The 20,568-nt window shown below is 70.4% G+C and carries 22 protein-coding genes; 12 read left to right on the forward strand and 10 right to left on the reverse strand.

Features of this window, described 5'->3' with window-relative positions:
- Positions 1-322: 322 nt before the first annotated feature.
- From DEJ51_RS15160 to pstB, 6 genes are all read left to right on the forward strand, one after another.
- Positions 323-2,632: an RNA degradosome polyphosphate kinase gene (locus tag DEJ51_RS15160; protein ID WP_190620398.1), complete on the forward strand. Its 2,310-nt coding sequence runs from the start codon at positions 323-325 to the stop codon at positions 2,630-2,632.
- Entirely contained in the window at positions 2,613-3,569 is a 957-nt protein-coding gene (locus tag DEJ51_RS15165; RefSeq protein ID WP_150258060.1) for a CHAD domain-containing protein, read from the forward strand. Before DEJ51_RS15160 ends, DEJ51_RS15165 begins: the two co-directional genes overlap by 20 nt.
- Before the next feature lie 247 nt (positions 3,570-3,816).
- Positions 3,817-4,953: a phosphate ABC transporter substrate-binding protein PstS gene (gene pstS, locus DEJ51_RS15170; RefSeq protein ID WP_150258061.1), complete on the forward strand. Its 1,137-nt coding sequence runs from the start codon at positions 3,817-3,819 to the stop codon at positions 4,951-4,953.
- Positions 4,954-5,083: 130 nt separating this feature from the next.
- Positions 5,084-6,076: a phosphate ABC transporter permease subunit PstC gene (gene pstC, locus DEJ51_RS15175; protein WP_150258062.1), complete on the forward strand. Its 993-nt coding sequence runs from the start codon at positions 5,084-5,086 to the stop codon at positions 6,074-6,076.
- Positions 6,076-7,158, forward strand: a complete 1,083-nt coding sequence (pstA, locus tag DEJ51_RS15180) for a phosphate ABC transporter permease PstA (protein WP_150258063.1) — start codon at positions 6,076-6,078, stop codon at positions 7,156-7,158. Before pstC ends, pstA begins: the two co-directional genes overlap by 1 nt.
- Before the next feature lie 28 nt (positions 7,159-7,186).
- Entirely contained in the window at positions 7,187-7,963 is a 777-nt protein-coding gene (gene pstB / locus DEJ51_RS15185; protein ID WP_150258064.1) for a phosphate ABC transporter ATP-binding protein PstB, read from the forward strand.
- 135 nt (positions 7,964-8,098) lie between these two features.
- On the opposite strand, the gene DEJ51_RS15190 is transcribed toward pstB, so the two are convergent.
- Together DEJ51_RS15190 and DEJ51_RS15195 are read right to left on the reverse strand one after the other, a co-directional pair.
- Complete coding sequence (locus DEJ51_RS15190; protein ID WP_150258065.1) at positions 8,099-9,097, reverse strand: inorganic phosphate transporter; 999 nt, start codon at positions 9,095-9,097, stop codon at positions 8,099-8,101.
- Between the two features lie 5 nt (positions 9,098-9,102).
- Entirely contained in the window at positions 9,103-9,723 is a 621-nt protein-coding gene (locus DEJ51_RS15195) for a DUF47 domain-containing protein (protein WP_008742369.1), read from the reverse strand.
- A 206-nt stretch (positions 9,724-9,929) separates the two neighbouring features.
- On the opposite strand from DEJ51_RS15195, the gene DEJ51_RS15200 reads away from it, so the two are divergent.
- A complete protein-coding gene (locus tag DEJ51_RS15200; protein WP_030009310.1) occupies positions 9,930-10,244 on the forward strand; it encodes a metal-sensitive transcriptional regulator in 315 nt (104 codons plus the stop codon).
- Positions 10,245-10,437: 193 nt separating this feature from the next.
- Here DEJ51_RS15200 and DEJ51_RS34520 read toward each other — a convergent pair whose 3' ends face one another.
- Together DEJ51_RS34520 and DEJ51_RS15205 are read right to left on the reverse strand one after the other, a co-directional pair.
- Complete coding sequence (locus DEJ51_RS34520) at positions 10,438-10,623, reverse strand: hypothetical protein (protein ID WP_411757318.1); 186 nt, start codon at positions 10,621-10,623, stop codon at positions 10,438-10,440.
- Positions 10,624-10,764: 141 nt separating this feature from the next.
- Positions 10,765-11,595, reverse strand: coding sequence for a hypothetical protein (locus tag DEJ51_RS15205; RefSeq protein ID WP_150258066.1), 831 nt, complete (start codon positions 11,593-11,595; stop codon positions 10,765-10,767).
- A gap of 131 nt (positions 11,596-11,726) precedes the next feature.
- On the opposite strand from DEJ51_RS15205, the gene DEJ51_RS15210 reads away from it, so the two are divergent.
- From DEJ51_RS15210 to DEJ51_RS35540, 3 genes are all read left to right on the forward strand, one after another.
- Positions 11,727-11,945, forward strand: a complete 219-nt coding sequence (locus tag DEJ51_RS15210) for a hypothetical protein (protein ID WP_150258067.1) — start codon at positions 11,727-11,729, stop codon at positions 11,943-11,945.
- Between the two features lie 115 nt (positions 11,946-12,060).
- A complete protein-coding gene (locus tag DEJ51_RS35535; RefSeq protein ID WP_263411707.1) occupies positions 12,061-12,189 on the forward strand; it encodes a hypothetical protein in 129 nt (42 codons plus the stop codon).
- A complete protein-coding gene (locus DEJ51_RS35540; protein ID WP_263411708.1) occupies positions 12,189-12,314 on the forward strand; it encodes a hypothetical protein in 126 nt (41 codons plus the stop codon). The genes DEJ51_RS35535 and DEJ51_RS35540 overlap by 1 nt, the downstream gene beginning before the upstream one ends.
- Positions 12,315-12,352: 38 nt before the next feature.
- On the opposite strand, the gene DEJ51_RS15215 is transcribed toward DEJ51_RS35540, so the two are convergent.
- The 5 genes from DEJ51_RS15215 to DEJ51_RS15235 form a co-directional block, all read right to left on the reverse strand.
- Positions 12,353-13,081, reverse strand: coding sequence for a phosphatase PAP2 family protein (locus tag DEJ51_RS15215; protein WP_150258068.1), 729 nt, complete (start codon positions 13,079-13,081; stop codon positions 12,353-12,355).
- 205 nt (positions 13,082-13,286) lie between these two features.
- Positions 13,287-14,306, reverse strand: a complete 1,020-nt coding sequence (locus DEJ51_RS15220) for an NlpC/P60 family protein (RefSeq protein ID WP_150258069.1) — start codon at positions 14,304-14,306, stop codon at positions 13,287-13,289.
- A 59-nt stretch (positions 14,307-14,365) separates the two neighbouring features.
- Positions 14,366-16,096 carry a serine/threonine-protein kinase gene (locus DEJ51_RS15225; protein WP_150258070.1) on the reverse strand — a complete coding sequence of 577 codons (1,731 nt, stop codon included), beginning with the start codon at positions 16,094-16,096 and terminating at the stop codon, positions 14,366-14,368.
- Between the two features lie 63 nt (positions 16,097-16,159).
- On the reverse strand, positions 16,160-16,960 hold the full coding sequence (locus tag DEJ51_RS15230) for a thioesterase family protein (protein WP_150258071.1): 801 nt from the start codon (positions 16,958-16,960) through the stop codon (positions 16,160-16,162).
- Positions 16,961-17,011: 51 nt separating this feature from the next.
- Complete coding sequence (locus DEJ51_RS15235) at positions 17,012-17,620, reverse strand: LysE family translocator (RefSeq protein WP_150258072.1); 609 nt, start codon at positions 17,618-17,620, stop codon at positions 17,012-17,014.
- 65 nt (positions 17,621-17,685) lie between these two features.
- On the opposite strand from DEJ51_RS15235, the gene DEJ51_RS15240 reads away from it, so the two are divergent.
- Complete coding sequence (locus tag DEJ51_RS15240; protein ID WP_150258073.1) at positions 17,686-18,525, forward strand: pentapeptide repeat-containing protein; 840 nt, start codon at positions 17,686-17,688, stop codon at positions 18,523-18,525.
- Positions 18,526-18,635: 110 nt separating this feature from the next.
- Here the strand turns inward: DEJ51_RS15240 and DEJ51_RS15245 are convergent, their stop codons facing one another.
- The gene (locus DEJ51_RS15245; RefSeq protein WP_317852400.1) at positions 18,636-19,790 is read right to left on the reverse strand and encodes an alpha/beta hydrolase; all 1,155 of its coding nucleotides are present in this window, start codon (positions 19,788-19,790) and stop codon (positions 18,636-18,638) included.
- Positions 19,791-20,186: 396 nt separating this feature from the next.
- Between DEJ51_RS15245 and DEJ51_RS15255 the strand changes: the two genes are divergently transcribed.
- The gene (locus DEJ51_RS15255; RefSeq protein ID WP_008742356.1) at positions 20,187-20,495 is read left to right on the forward strand and encodes a hypothetical protein; all 309 of its coding nucleotides are present in this window, start codon (positions 20,187-20,189) and stop codon (positions 20,493-20,495) included.
- The last annotated feature ends 73 nt before the right edge of the window (positions 20,496-20,568 follow it).

Genomic DNA, 20,568 nt, shown 5'->3' on the forward strand with positions numbered 1-20,568 from the left:
GGCCCGGGGCGGAGCCCCGATCTTCCAGCCCCGCCGCCCCCTCAGCCCCGCCGGCGTTTGAGGCGCGGGTCCGGGCAGCGCCCGGCGGGGGCCCGGGGGCAGCGCCCCCGCCACGGCGCCGCACCCGCGCACGCCGGAGCGCACCGCCCCCCGCCACCCCCGCCGGGAGGCGACTCGTGCGCCATCCGGACCCGGGAAGCCACACGCCATTAACCAGGCATTCAGAAGCGCTTGCGACTCTCCCCCAATGCAGCCCCGACTCCGATTGACAGCCGACTCTTCCGACGTGCCTGTCCTCCCGCGTGCGCGGAAGAATGGAGTCATGAGCCACCAGCCCAGCGCAGGCCCCACCGAGGTCCCCGCCCAGCACCCGTCTCACACCCCCGGCAGCACCCCGGGCACCGCCCCCGGCACAGGAGCCGGCACGGGAGCCGCCGCCCCCGGCCGGGCCGTCACCGGAGCCCACGCCCGCATAGGTTCCATCTCCGCGCACCGCCCGCACGTCGACCTCGAACCCGATCTCGACGCGGATCTCGACGCCTACGACGACAAGGACGGCGACGAGCTCCCGCCCGGCCGCTTCCTCGACCGGGAACGCAGCTGGCTCGCCTTCAACGAGCGGGTGCTGGAGCTCGCCGAGGACCCGACGACGCCCCTGCTGGAGCGCGCCAACTTCCTGGCGATCTTCGCGAGCAACCTCGACGAGTTCTTCATGGTGCGCGTGGCCGGTCTCAAGCGGCGCATCGCGACGGGTGTCGCCACCCGTTCGGCCTCCGGCCTGCAGCCCCGCGAGGTGCTGGACCTCATCTGGACGCGCTCGCGCGAGCTCATGGCCCGGCACGCCGCCTGCTTCCAGCAGGACATCTCCCCGGCACTGGCCGAGGAGGGCGTCCACCTCATCCGCTGGCCCGACCTCACCGAGAAGGAGCAGGCCCGCCTCTTCACCCTGTTCCGCAACCAGATCTTCCCGGTGCTGACGCCGCTGGCCGTGGACCCCGCGCACCCGTTCCCGTACATCTCCGGCCTCTCCCTGAACCTGGCCGTCGTCGTGCGCAACCCCGTCAGCGGCCACCGCCACTTCGCCCGCGTCAAGGTCCCGCCGCTCCTCTCCCGCTTCCTGGAGGCCTCCCCGCAGCGCTACGTCCCGCTGGAGGACGTCATCGCCGCGCACCTGGAGGAGCTCTTCCCCGGCATGGAGGTGCTCGCGCACCACATGTTCCGCGTGACCCGCAACGAGGACCTGGAGGTCGAGGAGGACGACGCCGAGAACCTGCTCCAGGCCCTGGAGAAGGAGCTCATGCGGCGCCGCTTCGGCCCGCCCGTGCGCCTGGAGGTCGAGGAGTCCATCGACCCGGGCGTCCTGGACCTGCTGGTGCAGGAGCTGAAGGTCAACGCCTCCGAGGTCTACCCGCTGCCCGGCCCGCTGGACCTGACCGCCCTCTTCGGGATCGCCTCGCTGGACATCCCGGAGCTCAAGTACCCGAAGTTCGTCGCCGGCACCCACCGCGACCTGGCCGAGGTCGAGTCCGCGTCCGCGCCCGACATCTTCGCCGCCCTGCGCGAGCGGGACGTCCTGCTGCACCACCCGTACGACTCCTTCTCCACCTCGGTGCAGGCCTTCCTGGAGCAGGCCGCCGCCGACCCGGACGTCCTCGCCATCAAGCAGACGCTCTACCGCACCTCCGGCGACTCCCCGATCGTGGACGCCCTGATCGACGCCGCCGACTCCGGCAAGCAGGTCCTCGTACTCGTCGAGATCAAGGCCCGCTTCGACGAGCAGGCCAACATCAAGTGGGCGCGCAAGCTGGAGGAGTCCGGCTGCCACGTCGTCTACGGGCTCGTCGGCCTCAAGACCCACTGCAAGCTGTCGCTCGTCGTCCGCCAGGAGGGCGACACGCTGCGCCGCTACTCGCACGTCGGCACCGGCAACTACCACCCCAAGACCGCCCGGCTCTACGAGGACCTCGGCCTGCTCACCGCCGACCCGCAGGTCGGCGCGGACCTCTCCGACCTCTTCAACCGGCTGTCCGGCTACTCGCGCCGCGAGACCTACCGCCGGCTGATGGTGGCGCCCCGCTCGCTGCGGGACGGACTGATCGCGCGGATCGACAAGGAGGCCGCCCACCACAAGGCCGGCCGCCCCGCCTACGTCCGGCTCAAGATGAACTCGATCGTCGACGAGGCCCTCATCGACTCGCTCTACCGGGCCTCCCAGGCGGGAGTGCCCGTCGACATCTGGGTGCGCGGCATCTGCGCGGTGCGCCCCGGAGTCCCCGGGCTCTCGGACAACATCCGGGTCCGCTCGATCCTCGGCCGCTTCCTGGAACACTCCCGGGTCTTCGCCTTCGGCAACGGCGGCGAACCCGAGGTGTGGATCGGCAGCGCCGACATGATGCACCGCAACCTCGACCGCCGCATCGAGGCACTGGTCAGGGTCGCCGACCCGGCCCACCGCGCGGCACTGGACCGGATGCTGGAAACCGGGATGTCCGACGCCACCTCCTCCTGGCACCTGGGCCCGGACGGCGAGTGGACCCGGCACAGCACGGACGCGGACGGACAGCCGCTGCGGCACGTACAGGAGACGCTCATAGACGCCCGGAGGCGCCGGCGTGGCTCAGCCAAACCATGACCCGATTACGGCGACGGCGGACGCAGGTGCCGTGCTCGGCACGTACCTGCGCGCCCAGGCCACCGCTTTCCTGCGCGGACTGCGCCTGCACGAGGAGAGCGGGGCCGACGCCGCCGAAGGAAGCGACGCGGCGCGCAGCCTGCGGGGGGCTGCGCGCCGCATCAGCGGTTCCCTGGCCACGTTCCGGGTGGTGACCGAGTCCTCCTGGGCCGACGGGCTGCGCACCGAACTGGTGTGGCTCTCGTCGACCCTGGCCGACGAGCACGCGTACGCGGCCCGGCTGACCCGGCTGATGGACGCCCTGCACCGGCTGTCGGGGTCCCCGGAGCTCCCGGCGCCGCGCGGCTCGGCCGGCGCGCTGACGGTGGGCTCGGCGCGGGCCGGCGCGCTGCTGGAACGGCAGCTGACCCTGGCCCGTACGCGCGCCCACTCGGCCACCCTCCAGGCCCTCGGCTCCTCCCGCTTCCACGCGGTGGCGGACGCGGTGGCCGTGCTGGCCTCGGAGGTCCCGCTGGACGCCGTCGCGGCCCGGGGCCGGGTGTCGGAGGTACTCGTCCCGCTGGCCGCCGTGGCCGAAACCCGACTGTCGGCGGCGGTCACGTCCCTGCCCCCGGCCGACGGAGCCCAGCCGTACAACGCGGACCACGACGGGCCCTGGCACGAGGTACGCCGCCTGCTGCGGGTCCACCGCTACGCGCGCGAGGCGCTCGGCGAGGACGTGACCCGGCCGGCTGCCGCGGGGCAGGCCCTGGACCGCCACCGTGACGCGGCCGAGGCGGCGACCGCGTCGGCGACGGCGGCCCGTACCCCGCGCATCGCACCGGCGACGGCCTACGCCCTGGGCGTCCTGCACGCCGACCAGCGCCACGAGGTCGAGGCGGCCCGGCTGGAATTCCGGCATCTGTGGCTTCCGGAGCCCGTGGTCACGCCGCGATAACGCGTGGATAACGGATGATGACGGCTGTGTGCGACCCGCCAGGGACGCACCGGGTCGTCCGCCACGGTTCACCATCCGTTCACTCGGGCCGGTCGGCTGCTTCACCTGTTCTGCCTAATTTCGGTGATGCACGGAGCGAGCCGCCCGGAAGCCGGGCAGCTCAGCCGCGCACCACCGACGCAGTCCTCTTCGCACGCCGCCCCGATACAGAAAGCGGCCGGCGGCTTCTGGAAGGAACACCCGAAAAGTGAAGCTTCAGCGCAAGAACATGCTTCGTGCCTCCGCCCTCGGGGCGCTTGTCGTGTCCGGCGCCCTGGTCCTCACGGCGTGCGGCTCGGACGACAACACCAAGACCGCCGACGGTTCGGCGAAGCCCTCCGCGGCCGCCGCGGGCGACATCAAGTGCGACGACGCCAAGGGCAAGCTCCTGGCCTCCGGCTCCTCCGCGCAGAAGAACGCGATCGAGCTGTGGATCAAGAACTACATGGCCGCCTGCTCCGGCGTCGAGGTGAACTACAAGTCCTCCTCCTCCGGTGAGGGCATCGTCGCCTTCAACCAGGGCACGGTCGGTTTCGCCGGCTCCGACTCCGCGCTGAAGCCGGAGCAGGTCGAGGAGTCGAAGAAGATCTGCACCGGTGGCCAGGGCATCGACCTCCCGATGGTCGGCGGCCCCGTCGCCCTCGGCTTCAACGTCGCCGGCGTGGACAAGCTGAACCTCGACGCCGCCACGATCGCCAACATCTTCAACGACAAGATCAAGAAGTGGGACGACGAGGCGATCAAGAAGCTGAACCCCGGCGTCACGCTTCCCTCCACCGCCATCCAGGCCTTCCACCGCTCCGACGACTCGGGCACCACCGAGAACGTCACCAAGTACCTCAAGGCCGCCGCGCCCGACGCCTGGCCGCACGAGCCCGCGAAGAAGTGGGCCGCCCCGGGCGGCCAGGCCGCCTCCGGCTCCGCCGGTGTCGCCGCGCAGGTCAAGCAGGTCGACGGCGCGATCGGCTACTTCGAGCTTTCGTTCGCCAGCGCGCAGGGCATCAAGACGGTGGACCTGAACACGGGCGCCGCCGCCCCGGTCCCGGCCACCGGTGAGAACGCCTCCAAGGCCATCGCCGCCGCCAAGATCGCCGGCACCGGCTCCGACCTGGCCCTCAAGCTCGACTACACCACCAAGGCCGAGGGCGCCTACCCGCTCGTCCTGGTGACCTACGAGGTCGTCTGCGACAAGGGCAACAAGGCCGAGACGCTCCCGACCGTTAAGTCCTTCCTGAACTACGCCGCTTCGGACGCGGGCCAGAAGGTCCTCCTCGAGAACGGCTACGCGCCGATCCCGGCCGAGATCAACACCAAGGTCCGCGAGGTCATCAACACCCTCGGCTAGATCCTGACCCCCGATCCGGTCCGCTCCCCCGTCCGGGGGCGGACCGGATCCGGGACCCTTCCCCTCCCACCCGGGGGAATCCGGTGCACCGCCGCCAGGGGGCCTGCCCCCCACACAGACCGGAAAGACCATGGCTTCCACCACACCCACCCAGATAGACACGGCTCCGCCTGTCACCCGTAGCGGAGGATCGTCCACCGGCCGCGCCGGCGACAAGATCTTCGCCGGGCTCTCCAAGGGCTCCGGCATCCTGCTCCTGGTGATCATGGCGTCGATCGCCGTCTTCCTCACCTACCGCGCCTCGATCGCCCTGTCGAAGAACGAGGGGAACTTCCTCACCACCTTCGACTGGAACGCGTCGGCCAACCCGCCCGTCTTCGGCATCGCCGTCCTGCTCTTCGGCACCGTCGTCAGCTCGATCATCGCGATGGCCATCGCGGTTCCGATCGCCGTCGGCATCGCCCTGTTCATCTCGCACTACGCGCCGCGCAAGCTGGCCGCGCCCCTCGCGTACGTCGTCGACCTGCTGGCCGCCGTACCGTCGATCATCTACGGCATCTGGGGCGCCCTGTTCCTCGTGCCGCAGCTGAACGGCCTGAACCTCTGGCTCGACGAGTACCTCGGCTGGACCTACGTCTTCGACAAGACCCAGGTCGGCGTCGCCCGTTCGCTCTTCACCGTCGGCATCCTGCTCGCGATCATGATCCTGCCGATCGTGACCAGCGTCAGCCGTGAGGTCTTCCTCCAGGTCCCGCGCATGAACGAGGAGGCCGCCCTGGCCCTCGGCGCGACCCGCTGGGAGGTCATCCGCATGTCGGTCCTGCCGTTCGGCCGCTCCGGCGTCATCTCCGCCTCGATGCTCGGCCTCGGCCGCGCCCTCGGCGAGACCATGGCCGTCGCGACCGTCCTCTCCCCGAGCTTCCTGATCTCCGGCCACCTCCTGAACCCGGGTGGCGGCACCTTCGCGCAGAACATCGCCGCGAAGTTCGACGAGGCCAACGAGTTCGGCCGCGACGCGCTGATCGCCTCCGGTCTCGTCCTCTTCCTGCTCACCCTGCTGGTCAACGGTGCAGCCCGGCTGATCATCGCTCGCCGCAAGGACTTCTCGGGGGCGAACGCCTGATGAGCCACGCAATCCAGGACCAGCAGCCCACCCGGGCCCGCAGGTCCGCCGCCCCCGCCGGCCTCACCCGTGGCGGCCTGCCCCGCTGGGCCCCGGCCGGCATCGCGGCCCTCTCGATCGCCCTCGGCTGCGGCATCGGCCTCGCCTTCGGCCTGCAGAGCAAGGTCCAGTGGGGGCTCCTCGCGGCCCTGCTGTTCATCGGCATCACGTACGCCGCCAGCGCGGTGATCGAGAACCGCCGCCAGGCCAAGGACCGTGTCGCGACCTCCCTCGTGTGGGTCTGCTTCGTCCTCGCGGTCATCCCGCTGCTCTCCCTGATGTGGACCACGGTCAGCCGCGGTCTGGAGCTCCTGAGCGGAAACTTCCTCAGCCACTCCATGAACGGCGTGACCAGCTTCGACGAGGGCGGCGGCGTCTACCACGCCCTGCTCGGCACCATCGAGCAGGTCGCCCTCGCCACGCTGATCGCGGCCCCCATCGGCCTGCTGACCGCCGTCTACCTGGTCGAGTACGGCAAGGGCCGCCTCGCCAAGTCCGTCACCTTCTTCGTCGACGTCATGACCGGCATCCCCTCCATCGTCGCGGGCCTGTTCATCCTGACGACCTGGAACCTGATGCTCGGCTTCGGCCCGTCCGGCTTCGCCGGCGCCATGGCCCTGTCGATCCTGATGATGCCGGTCGTGGTCCGCTCCACCGAGGAGATGCTCAAGCTCGTCCCGAACGAGCTGCGCGAGGCCGCCCTCGCCCTCGGTGTGCCGAAGTGGCGCGTGATCCTCAAGGTCGTGCTCCCGACCGCCATCGGCGGTATCTCCACCGGCGTGATGCTGGCCGTCGCCCGCATCGCCGGCGAGACCGCCCCGATCATGCTGCTGGTCTTCGGCACCCAGCTGATCAACGGCAACCCCTTCGAAGGCGCCCAGTCCTCGCTCCCCCTCTACATTTGGGAGCAGTACAAGGTCGGCAGTGAACCCTCCTACGACCGGGCATGGGCAGCAGCGCTCGTCCTGATCGCCTTCGTCATGATCCTCAATCTGGTGGCCCGCGGCATCGCCCGCTGGAAGGCCCCGAAGACCGGTCGCTGACGCGACTCATGAAAGCGAAGTGACCCCCATGGCGAAGCGAATCGACGTCTCCGGACTGTCCGCCTTCTACGGCACCCACAAGGCCATCGACGACATCTCGATGACCGTGGAGCCCCGCTCCGTGACGGCCTTCATCGGCCCCTCCGGCTGCGGCAAGTCCACCTTCCTGCGCACCCTCAACCGCATGCACGAGGTCACCCCCGGCGGCCGCGTCGAGGGCAAGGTCCTGCTGGACGACGAGAACCTGTACGGCAGCGGCGTGGACCCCGTCGCGGTCCGCCGCACGGTCGGCATGGTCTTCCAGCGCCCGAACCCCTTCCCCACCATGTCGATCTTCGACAACGTGGCGGCGGGCCTGCGGCTCAACGGCAGCTTCAAGAAGTCCGAGCTCACGGACATCGTCGAGAAGTCGCTCCAGGGCGCCAACCTCTGGAACGAGGTGAAGGACCGCCTGAACAAGCCCGGCTCCGGCCTCTCCGGCGGCCAGCAGCAGCGCCTGTGCATCGCCCGCGCCATCGCGGTCGAGCCCGAGGTCCTGCTGATGGACGAGCCCTGCTCGGCCCTGGACCCGATCTCCACCCTCGCGATCGAGGACCTGATCGGCGAGCTCAAGGAGCGCTTCACGATCGTCATCGTGACGCACAACATGCAGCAGGCGGCCCGTGTCTCGGACCGCACCGCCTTCTTCAACCTCGCGGCCGTCGGCCAGCCCGGCAAGCTCATCGAGCTCGACGACACGGACCGGATCTTCTCCAACCCGTCCGTCCAGGCGACCGAGGACTACATCTCGGGTCGCTTCGGCTAGACCCGGGACACCGTGCGGCCCCGCCGCACGGCAAGACGTCCTGCGGTGCTGCATGGCGGTGCCACCGCAAGGCGAAAGAAAGAAAAGGGCCGGCTCCCCCTGGGTGGGGGGAGCCGGCCCGCTTTCGTACGGCGACTACACGAAGGCCAGGTCCACGAGCCAGAAGCACAACGCGGCGACCACGGCCGCAGCCGGCATCGTGATGAACCAGCCGAGGATGATGTTCTTGGCGACGCCCCAGCGGACCGCGTTCACACGCTTGGTCGCACCCACACCCATGATCGCCGAGGTGATCACGTGGGTGGTGGAGATCGGCGCGTGGAAGAGGTACGCCGAACCGAACATGATCGAGGCACCCGTGGTCTCCGCCGCGAAGCCCTGCGGCGGGTCCAGCTCGATGATCTTGCGGCCGAGCGTACGCATGATGCGCCAGCCACCCGCGTACGTACCCAGCGACAGCATCACCGCGCACACGACCTTGACCCAGACCGGGATCGGCGCGTCGGCGCTCTGCACGTCGGCGATGACCAGGGCCATCACGACGATGCCCATCGTCTTCTGCGCGTCCTGCAGACCGTGGCCGAGCGCCATCGCGGCCGCGGACACCGTCTGCGCGATACGGAAGCCGTGCTTCGCCTTGTGCGGGTTGGACCGGCGGAACATCCACAGGATGGCCACCATCACCAGGTAACCGGCGACCAGACCGACGACGGGCGAGACGAACATCGGGATGACGACCTTGTCGAGGACTCCCGACCAGATCACCTCCGTCCCGCCGGCCAGCGCCGCGCCGACCATGCCGCCGAACAGCGCGTGCGAGGACGACGAGGGCAGCCCGAAGTACCAGGTGATCAGGTTCCAGACGATCGCACCGACCAGCGCCGCGAAGAGGATCCACATGCCCGTGGAACCCGTGGGCGTCTCGATCAGGCCCTGGCTGACCGTCTTGGCCACGCCACTGCCCAGGAAGGCACCGGCGAGGTTCATCACGGCCGCCATCGCCAGCGCCGCGCGCGGGGTCAGCGCCCGCGTCGAGACGGACGTCGCGATCGCGTTCGCCGAGTCGTGGAAACCGTTCGTATACGTGAAGCCGAGCGCGACACCGATGGTCACGACCAGAGCAAAGGTGTCCACGAGGTTCAGGACTCCTTGACCGCGATGGTCTCCACCGTGTTCGCGACGTGCTCGAACGCGTCGGCCGCCTCTTCGAGCACGTCGACGATCTGCTTGAGCTTCAGCACCTCGATGGCGTCGTACTTGCCGTTGAAGAGCTGGGCGAGCAGCTTGCGGTGGATCTGGTCCGCCTGGTTCTCAAGGCGGTTGACCTCGATCCAGTACTCGGTCAGGTTGTCCATCGTCCGCAGGTGCGGCATGGCCTCGGCGGTCAGCTCGGCCGCACGCGCCAGCACCTCGATCTGCTGCTCGACACCCTTGGGGAGCTCCTCCACGTTGTAGAGGACGACGAGATCGACGGCCTCCTCCATGAAGTCCATGATGTCGTCGAGCGACGAGGCCAGGTTGTAGATGTCCTCGCGGTCGAACGGCGTGATGAAGGAGGAGTTCAGCTGGTGGAAGATCGCGTGGGTGGCGTCGTCTCCCGCGTGCTCCGCTGCCCGCATCCGCTCCGCGATCTCGGCCCGGGCGGAGGAGTCCGCTCCGAGCAGTTCCATCAGGAGCTTGGAGCCCGTGACGATGTTGTCCGCGGATGCGGCGAACATGTCGTAGAAGCTCGTCTCCCTGGGGGTCAGACGAAATCGCACGTGAGGTCCTCGGGGTGCATCGGATTCGGTCAGGCTGATGCTAGGCGCATCCCCCGGCCACGGCTAACCGGCCGTTCCACAGTGTCCTCCATCGGGCAGAGTGGGGGCCAGGGACCCCTGCCCCGGACGGCGGGGCCCAGTACCCTATACCCATGAGGGGTATGCATTCGGCATGCACCCCTCGTTCCGGACCACGGGAGAGACGTATGACGACCATCGAGGCGGAGGGCTCCGGAGCCGTCCACGGCTACCACCACCAGAAGGACGAGCACCTCAAGCGGCTGCGCCGGATCGAGGGCCAGATCCGGGGCCTCCAGCGGCTCGTCGACGAGGACGTCTACTGCATCGACATACTCACCCAGGTCTCGGCGAGCACGAAGGCACTGCAGTCCTTCGCGCTCCAGCTGCTGGAGGAGCACCTGCGGCACTGCGTCGCCGACGCCGCGGTCAAGGGCGGCACCGAGATCGACGCCAAGGTCGAGGAAGCCACCAAGGCCATCGCCCGCCTCCTGCGCACCTGACCCCGCCCCCCGGCTAGCCGCACCCCTCCCAGCCCCGCCGGCGCTTGAGGCGCGGGGTCTGGGGCGGAGCCCCGGCAACGGCGCGGCAGCAGGCAGCAGGCAGCAGGCAGCAGGCAGCAGGCGGCATGCACCCCGGCGGACGCCGGACGGCCCGCCACACCCACCATCCGGAGCCGAGGACACCGCCGGGAGGCTACTGCCCCAGCAGGACCTCGTCGATCCGGTCCAGACTGAGCCGCTCCTCGGCGGCCGCCGACGCGGCGATGATCAGCTCACCACACAGCTCGATCTCGGCGAGAGCAACGTGGTCCTGCACCGTCGTACCGCCTGCGGGAGTCACGCGTGTCACCTCAATCTGCCACCGGCCATCGGCCGTCATCGGTCATACCGCACCGCACCACGCGCCGGCGCCCGGCTTCTCAGCGTAGGGAGGCCGTACCGTCCCTCGCATGACACGGATGGACCATTTCCGGATACCGGCCCATGGCCCGATCGCGCCGCCCGCCCCTCGCCCGTCCCACTAGTCGGCGATCTTCCCGGCGTAGATGTCCCCACTTGCGGGCAATACGACGGTCACCGGGGTTCCGAACCCGTACAGCAGCGTGGTCGACGACACATCGATCACGCCATTGTTGACGTACGTGAACCGGTGTCTCACCTTCCGCAGGCGCCCCTCCTCGTCCAGGTAGGCGTCGAACGGCACCGCGTCCGTGCTGAACCCTTTCGCCGCCGCCGCCAGCGCCCCCCGTACCTCCGGCGACGCGCTCCCCGCGGCCCGCCCCAGGTCGGTGGTCCCCCGGTAGTGCCGCACCTTGGTGCCCGCCACCTCGGTCTCCCCCACGTACGTCACCTCCGCCGCGCCCCGCAGCAGCTCCGCCGCGACCAGCGGATCGGTGGCCCCGCCCGTGACGAGGTTGCCGTCGTTCAGGGTCGTGGTGTCGACCCGGACCCACTTGTCGTCCGGGACGCCCGCGCCGCGGTTCTTCATGTAGAGCGCGCCGGACACGAGCAGCTCGGTGATGGGCCGGTGCTCGGCCTTGCCCTTCACGTCGGCCGGGAGCATCACGACGAGCTGGCCCATCCGCTTCCTGAAGTCGACCCCGCCCTCACCGCGGATCGTGACCCGGGTGCCGCCCGTGGCCATCTCCATGGCCGTACGGGCCCGGGCACTGCCGGTCCTCGTGAGTGCGTCGGCGGCCCCGCGGACCACCGCCGCCGCGTCCGCCGGAGGCCGGGCGTCGCCCGTGTCGCCCGCGCACCCGGTCATCGTCGTGACCGCCAGGGTGACACCGGCGGCGAGCACCGCCTCACCCGCACGCCCGCGCGGACGCCTGTGCTGGTGATCCACCATCGCCTGCCAACCCCCAACGCATGACCGCTGCTTGCCCGAGGCCCCCACCCGCTCCGCTTAACGAGGTCAGGGGTTTCCCGTCACGGGGGCGCGCCCTCCCCGCGCGCCGCCCGCCCCGGTACCGTGGACCCGTGGAACCTCACACCGAAGCGAGACTGGCCCCTCCGCTTGACTCCCTGCCGCTTCCGCGGCCGCCGCACGCGCAGCCGGAGCCGCCGGCCGGCCACACCACATCCACCGCCGACCGCGGGTCGTTCTGCCTGGCCGTCTGCACGTGCGGCTGGAACGGTCCGGCCCGCCGCTCCCGCGACCTGGCGCGCAGAGACGCGGCCCGCCACACGCAGCCGTAGCCACAGCCGTGGCCGTAGCCGTAGCCGTAGCCGTAGGCCAGGCGTAGCCCGGGGCGGGTAGGCCGTTCGGACCGCCCGGCTGGCCGGGGCGGTCCGCAGCGGATGCCCTTGATCCATGCCAGGTTCCGCTACCCGACCCGCGACCCTCCTCCGGGCCCTGCTCGTCGTGTCCGCCCCGGCCGCCGCGACGGGCCGGCGGCTGCGCTCCCGGTACCGCCGCGCCACCGCCGGCGGAGAGCCCTGATGCCCCGCCCCCGGATCCGCCTGCGCACCCGGCCGAAGGCGGTACGGATGTGCTTCGGGGCGGCGCTGCTGTGCCTGCTGGCGGCCGCGCTGCTCGCCCTGTGGAACGCGTACGCGCAGGGCTGATCACGTCCGCACCACCACGGGTGCCGGACCGGTGTGCGTCAGGCGGCGAGATCGCTCTCGTGCGTACGCTGCCCCGCGGGCGGGGTCTGTGCCTGCGGGAGCCCGACCGGACGGGGCAGCACGGCGTTCCCGGCCCGTACGAGCCGGCCACCGCGCCGGGACCGGGCCAGCGCCCGCACCACCGGGGTCAGCGCCGCCATGGCGAGCGGCGCGAACACGAGCACCACCGCGGTGCCGAGGGCGAGGCCGCCGATGACGTCGGTCGGGTAGTGGATGCCCATGTAGACCCGGCACAGGCCCTCGGCGAAGGCCAGCCCGAGACCCAGGAGGCCAAGCTTCCGGTTCGCCACGAACAGGCCCACGCCCAGCGCCATCGCGACGGTGGTGTGACCGCTGACGAAGGAGAACTCGGTGCGTCCGAGCCCCCAGCCGAAGGCGGGATCGAGCACCTGCAGGCCCTCGTGCTGGCGGAACGGCCGCGGCCGCCCCACGAATTCACGCAGGGGCACATTGACGAGCAGCGCCGTCGCGGCGGCCAGCGGGGCCCAGACGAGCGCGGCGAAGGACTCGACGGCGGCGGCCTCGTCCTGCCGGCGGGCACCACGCCAGCACCACAGGACCAGGAGCACCAGGGCCAGCAGGATCCCGTACTCGCCGGCCAGGCTCACGACCCGGTCCAGCCACGCCGGAGCATGCCGGGCCGCCCCGTTGATCTGGTACAGCAGGCTGACATCCACGTTCGGCCCACCTGTTGTGAGTCCAGCCATGGTGATGCGGCCCCTTGCCCTTGCCGTGGTTCCCCTGCGGAACGCACCCCTGTGTGCGCCCCTCCGCCCCCCACTTGATCAACCCCCGCGCCCATGGAACGCCCGTTCTGGCTCCTACGTTCCATTCTCCACGCAATGATCACTCCAACGTTATCGAAGAGTGACCCATCGTCGCAGCTCAGGGCCTTTGCATTACGGAGAGTTGCTATGCGCCCCGACCGGCGGCGGACCGCTCCGGGAGCGCCTCGGCACCATCCCTGGTCACCCGCGTAGCGCCGAAATAGTCCGGGGTGTCGATCTTGTCGAACCGGATCACGGCACCGGTGTAGGGGGCGTTGATCATGTATCCGCCGCCGACGTAGAGCCCCACGTGCCGGATCTCCCGAGAGTTCGTCAGATCATCGGAGAAGAAGACCAGGTCGCCGGGCAGGAGTTGATCGCGCGAAGGATGCGCCCCGGCGTTGTACTGATCGTTCGCCACACGCGGCAACTCGATCCCCACGGTCTCGTACGCGGCCTTGGTCAACCCGGAACAGTCGAACCGCCCGTCCTGATCGGGCGTCCCGTTCCCGCCCCACAGATAGGGCGTCCCCAGCTGCTTCTGCGCGAAGTAGATGGCCCCGGCGGCCTGTTGCGAGGGTGCCACCCGCCCGACGGGCCGCGCGAAGCTCTTCTCCAGGGCCCGGATGGACTTCACATAGCCCTGCGTCTCGCTGATCGGCGGCACCCCCCCGGCCTTGATCACCCGGTAGGGACCGGCGTTGTAGGCAGCGAGCATATTGTCGGAGCGATCACCCGGTACCTGGGCTACGTCCTTGGCGAGTTGGCAGTCATACGAGGCCGCCGAGGGGATGGCGTCCTTGGGATCCCAGATGTCACGATCGCCGTCACCGTCGCCGTCTATCCCGTACATGGCCCAGGTGCCAGGGATGAACTGGGCGATACCACGCGCGTCGGCGTGGCTGACCACATCGGGCTTCCAGCCGCTCTCCGTGTAGAGCTGCGCCGCCAGCAGCGCCGGGTTGAGCGCGGGGCAAAGGTTTCCCCACTTCTCCACCAACGGCTGATAGATCGCCGGAACCGACCCCTTGACCAGTCCGACGGCGCCCTGCCTGCCGCCGCCCGCCATCCCCGCCGCCGCCGAGTAGGTGCCGACGACCAGCAGCGCGACGAAGGTCAGACACGCACTGATTCCGAGCCCGCTTGCCATCCAGAACTTGCGCACCCGTCAACACTGCCTTACGGAACGTCGCCTGACAGTGGATTCGTCGGCCAGACCCGGCACTATTTCACCGGAAAGCCGGTGCAATAGACACTGCTGTACTCCTTGACACTTCGGACCCGGTAGAACAGCACGGTCCAGTCACCCGGGTCGTTGGCGAGCGGGATGGCCGGAAACTTCTTCGCCGTCCCCTGGTTGTCCACGAGCTGCGTGGTGAAGTCGTCCGGATACGTGAGTTCCACCTGGCCGCCGGTGGCCTGGTCCTTGAGATCGACGGGCTTGCTCACATAACCGATGCCGTGGTTGTAGTCCTTGACGTACTCGAACGGGCGCTGGGTGCTCTCGTCGATCTCATGGGGAGGCTTGACCCCGACGGAGACGACGTAGGCACCGTTCTCCGTGTTGTGCGGCTTCAGATACACACGGATCTTGGCCTTGCCCGTGATCGTCTGCGCAGTCGGGTCGTCGGCGTCGACGACTGAACCCAAGAGGAACTCCGCCCTCTCCTCAGCGGGAAGGGCGCAGCCCCCTCCACTGGTCCACAGGTCCCGCGACACCTTGTTCGGCTCGATGTGGTCGGGAACGGCCCCCGAGTCACCGGAACCGCCCTGGGAGGGGGCGGAGGGACTCGAAGCCGGCTGGCCGGAACCGGTCGGCCCGGCCGGAGTGCCGGCTGCCCCCGGCCCGCCTCGCGCCGCCTCTTTGCCGTCGTCGCCCTGGAGGAACAGATAGCCGCCCGTGGCGAGGCCGACCACCACCAGACCGCCGACGGCCGCGAGCGCCCAGCGCGGCAGCCGCCACAGACCGGTGCCGCGCACCTCCCCCCGGTCCTGGCCATGGGCCCGATCCTGGTCGGCGGGGACATACGTCGGCACGTAGCCCGAGCCGGCCGGCAGCCCCGGCCCGATCGTGGACGGCAGCCCCGGCAGCTGTGCGGCGGCTCCGCCCGCAGTCGCCGTCAGCGCCGCGTACACCGGGTCGTCGACCAGCGCCGAATCCACCGCGCAGCGCCGGATGATCTCGGCAGGGCCGGGCCGGGCTCCCGGCTCCGTCGCCACACAAGCCTTGACGAGCGCGGCCAGGTGCGGCTCCACACCCTCGACGTCGATCTCTCCGTGAACCGCTCGGAAGTTGACGGTGGTCGGGTCCCCCGTCCCGTACGGCGCCCGGCCCGTCGCCGCATAGGCGATCGTGGCGCCCAGTGCGAAGACGTCCGCGGCGTTCGCCACATCACCCCGCAGCAGCACCTCGGGAGCCGTGTAGCCCGGCGTACCCGGGGCGGCGCCGGCCTGCGTCAGAGCCGTGTCGGCCACGCCCTTGGCGATGCCGAAGTCGATGAGCTGCGGCCCCTGCACACCCAGGATGACGTTCTGCGGCTTGAGGTCCCGGTGCGTGACCCCGTACGCGTGCACGCTCGCAAGTCCCTCCGCGAGGGCCGCGAACAGCCTGCGGCACGCGCCCGCGGGCAGGGCGCCGTACGCACGCACCGCGTGGCTCAAGGTGGGGCCGGCCACGTACTCGGTGGCCAGCCAGTAAGGCGGCGCCGCCAGTGACGCGTCGATCAGGTTCGCCGTGTAGGCGGAGCGCACGGCGCGGACCGTCTCCGCCTCCCGGCGAAACCGCGCAAGGGCCTCCGGGTGCCCGGTGATCTCTTCCTTGATCACCTTGATGGCGACCAGCCGGCCCCCCGGTGACCGCCCGAGGTACACCTGCCCCATGCCACCGGCACCGAGCCGGGCCAACAGCACCTGCGCCCCGATGTGCGCCGGATCCGTGTCTCTCAGGGCCTCCATCCGGACGAGCCTGCCACACGTATCCCCAACCTCGACAAGGGGGTTGAGATGTCCCGGCAGCAGCTAACGCGGCGCCACGAACAAACTCTGCGCGCTCCGCCCGATCGGCCCCTTCTCGTCGTGCAACAGCGCGTCCGCGAGCCCGATCCCGGCCGCGTCCACACTCGTACGGGCCTCCACGCACGCCCACTCGCCCACCGGATGGCGGTGCAGATGAACGGTCAGGTCACCGTTGACGAAGACGTACCGCCCGAAGTCCATCACCGAGCTGATCCCGTTGCCCGAGTCGGCGGCGATCAGCACCCGGTCCAGCGGCCGGATCTCCTCCCCCGCGACGAGCGGCACCCTCATCCGCATCCAGCAGGTACCCGGGCCCAGTTCGACGAAGGCACCCTCGGTGAACCGGGTCTCCATCGCCGAGTGGTAGCCGGTCTCCCACGGCACCGGGAAGAAGGGCGTCACCTCCACCTCCCCCGGCGGCGGCAGCTGCGGCCCCGGGACCACGGACGGCACGGCCTCCTCCGCGACCCGGATCCGCAGGGCCCGCGCCAGCATCACCGGCGCGCCGCCCGCCGGCGCGAGAGCCGCCTCGACCACCTCGGTCCCGCGACCGGCCCGCACCACACTGGTGGTGACCTCCAGCTCGCCGATCGGCACCGGGCGCAGGATCTCGTACGTGATCCGGGCGATCCGCATGTCCGTCCGCGCCCCCGGCCGCTCCTCGACGGCCCGCCCGAGCAACGCGGCCGGCGGCCCGGCATGCTGCGCGCCCGGGTCCCACGGCCCCCGCGTGTACTCGGTGGCCAGGAACCGCCCGGCGTCGACCCTCTCGAAGAATCCCTCGTACCCCTCGGCAGCACCCATGCCCACAACGCTACCGACAGGTAACTCGGTTCACCAGACCCGGCGAACCGCTCAGCGGGCGAACCCCAGCCCCACCCCCAGCCCCACCAGAACCGACCCGATGGCCCGGTTCAACGCCTTCTGCGCCTTCAGCATCCGGTCGCGCAACCGCGAGACGGAGAAGAACAACGCCACCGCACCGAACCACCCCAGGTGCGCCGCCGACATGAACAGCCCGTACCCCACCTGCTGCCACACCGGCGTGTCCGGGTTCACCACCTGCGTGAACGTCGACACCACGAACAGCGTCGTCTTCGGATTCAGCACGTTCGTCAGGAACCCCGACCGCATCGCCCCCAGCCGGGTCAGCTGCGGCTTCGACTCCAGGTCCACGGTCACCTCGGCGCGCGCCCGGAAGGTACGGATCCCGATCCACACCAGATAGACCGCACCCGCCAGCTTGATCGCGGTGAACAGCGCGGTGGACGAGGCGATCAGCAGACCGACCCCGAGCATCGTGTAGGAGACGTGGACCAGCACACCGGCCGCGACCCCGGCGGCGGCGAACAGCCCGGTGGGGCGCCCGTAGAGGTAGCTGTTGCGGACCACCATGGCGAAGTCGGCACCGGGACTGATCACGGCGAGGAGAGTAATAACGGCGACTGCGATCACTTCTGTCATACCGGGATGCTCACCGCCGCCGCCCCGTGGATCAAGACCCCGAGCGGCCGGCGCGACAGGCGACAATGGACCGCGTGTCCCACCACTCCACCACCGGCCTTCCCGCGCTCCCCCTCCTGCAGGCCGACTGCGCGAACTGCTTCGCGCTCTGCTGCGTCGCGCTGCCCTTCGCCAAGTCCAACGACTTCGCGGTGAACAAGCCCGCCGGAACCCCCTGCAAGAACCTCCAGCAGGACTTCCGCTGCGGCATCCACACCCGGCTGCGCGACAAGGGGTTCCAGGGCTGCACCGTCTTCGACTGCTTCGGTGCCGGACAGCAGACCTCCCAGGCCACCTTCGGCGGCCGCGACTGGCGCACCCACCCCGGCACGGCCCGCCAGATGTACGAGGTCTTCCCGGTCCTGCGACAGCTCCACGAGCTGCTCTTCTACCTCAGCGAGGCCCTGACCCTCCCGGCCGCCGCCCCGGTCCACGCCGACCTGCGCGAGGCCCTGACCGAGACCGAGGAATGGACCCGCGCCGACGGGCAGGCCCTGGCCGGCCTCGACGTCGGCCCCCTCCGCCAGCAGATCAACACCCTGCTCCTGAAGACCAGCGAACTCGTACGGGCGAAAGTGCCGGGCCGCAAGAAGAACCACCGCGGCGCCGACCTCATGGGCGCCCGCCTCTCCGGAGCCGACCTGCGCGGCGCGAACCTCCGCGGCGCCTACCTGATCGCCGCCGACCTCAGCCGCGCCGACCTCCGCACGGCCGACCTGATCGGCGCCGACCTCCGCGACACCAACCTCCGCGGGGCGGACCTCCGCGACGCCGTCTTCCTCACGCAGCCCCAGCTGAACGCAGCCCAGGGCGACCCCACCACCCGAATCCCGCCCTCCCTCACCCGCCCCGCCCACTGGACCTAGACCCGCCTTCCCCCCTCCCCCATCGGCCCGCCGGAGCGCAGGGCCGGGGCCGGGGGGCGGGGGCGGAACACGGCAGCAACGACGCCGCACCCGCCCGAGCAGCACCCCCCTCACACCCGCGCCAAAAACCCCCGCACGGCAGAGAAGAACCCCTCCGGGTCCCCGGCCCGCACCGCATGCCCCGCCGGCAGCTCCACCAACCGCACCCCCGCCCTCCGCACCGTCATCTCCCGCGCATGCTCCGCCGACAGCACCCCGCTCCGGTCCCCCCGCACCAGCAGCGTCGGCCTGCGCACCTCCAGCCAGTCCCCCCAGTGGTCCCCGTTCAGCCCCCGCTGCGACTCCACCATGTCCTCCGCCTCGAACACGGTCCCCCACCCGTCCGGATACTCCTGCAGGGACCCCTCCAGATACGGCGCCGCACTCCCCACCCCCGCCAGGAACCCGGCCCGGGTCGCGGCCCGCCGCGGCCACTCCCGCACGAACGACAGGTCGCCGTCGACCACCGCCCCGATGTCCTCGACCACCACCGCCCGCACCAGATCCGGCCGCCGCGCCGCGAGCTGGTACGCATTGACCCCGCCCAGCGAATGCCCCAGCACCACCGCAGGCCCCAGTCCCAGCTGCTCCAACAGGGCCGCCGCATCCGCCACGTACCCCTCCCGCGTGTACTGCGCCGCCCGGTCGGACCTCCCGTGCCCCCGCTGATCCAGGGCGATCACCCGCCACGCCGGACCCAGCTCCCGGGCCAGGCGCCCGAAGCCCCGCGCCCCTTCCTCGAAGTGCCCGTGCAGCGCCAGCAGCGGCGCCCCCGGCCCCCCGAAGTCCGTATAGGCGAGCCGCCGCCCGTCCTGCGCCACCATCGACCCCGGCAACGGCCCCAGCTTGTCGATGACCCGCTGCCGCAGCAGCTGGTACTCCTCCCACCGCCTGGGCAACCGCCCGCCCGGCCGCTTCACGACCCGCCCCGGCGTCACCGTCTCCCCCCGCCGGAACTGCTCCCGCGTCAGATCGATCCGGATGCCACCGGGCAGCAGGTTCCACCAGTGGTAGCCCTCCTGCCGGCCGTCGTGGAACACCTCGCCCAGCATCAGGTCCCCACCCACGAGGTCCTGCACCACCAGGGCCGTGATGTCACAGTGCCCCCAGGCCGGATTCTCCGCGGTCCAAGGGATCCCCGTGAGGTCGGAGGGCTCACAGGTCTCGGCCGACCATCCCGCCCGGATGGCCGCCTCAAGGTCCGCGAGAGTCCAAGGAGTCGTCATGCTCCCCAGCCTGCCGCACCCCACTGACAACGCCCCCACCACACTCCGCGCACCGATGAGACGACGGTCCGACCATCGGACGCATGTCGGCGGTCGGCCCAACGACACGCCACCCCACTGCTCCGAACGGCGGCCCCTCACCCCACCCCCCGTACGCCGAGACGACAATCATTGCCCGGCGTCACCCCTCGTGATACACAGAGTGACCGCACGTTCTCGCGCGTACACACCGCCCCTGCCCAGGTCAGAGCGCGGAAGCAGAGCACGAGCCGCGAGATCGGGTAAAGAGAGCCGTCAAGTCGGCGACGGCGGCGGTTTCATCAGCGAAGATAGTGCGTAACCCCTGCCGTCGGGCCAGGGGCTTCCGGAACTACCCATACAGGGGCGGTGAGTTACATGATCCTGGCAGCCGAAAAGGGCGACATCACCACCATCATCGGCGGAATCGCCCCGAACTGGGGGCCTTTCGGCAGTCTCGGCAACGAAGCGAAGGTCATGATCGAGGTGGTCATGGCCGTCGCGATCCTCCTCTGCCTCGGCATCGCCATCTGGGGCGCGGCCAAACAGCGCATCGGAGCGACCGCCCTGCGCGACACGTTCAGCGCAGAACAGGGCAAGGGCCTGATCGTGGCCGGACTGACCGGAGTCTTCATCATCGGCTCCCTCGGGACGCTGTTCACGATCGTCTACGGGATGGCCGTCTAGCCGGGACACGCGCCGGACCCCGTAGCTGATGACGCATCACCAGACCACATCCACGCGGGAACCAGCGCTACCG

The organism is Streptomyces venezuelae (assembly GCF_008642275.1).
GTDB classification, from domain to species: Bacteria; Actinomycetota; Actinomycetes; order Streptomycetales; family Streptomycetaceae; genus Streptomyces; species Streptomyces venezuelae_E.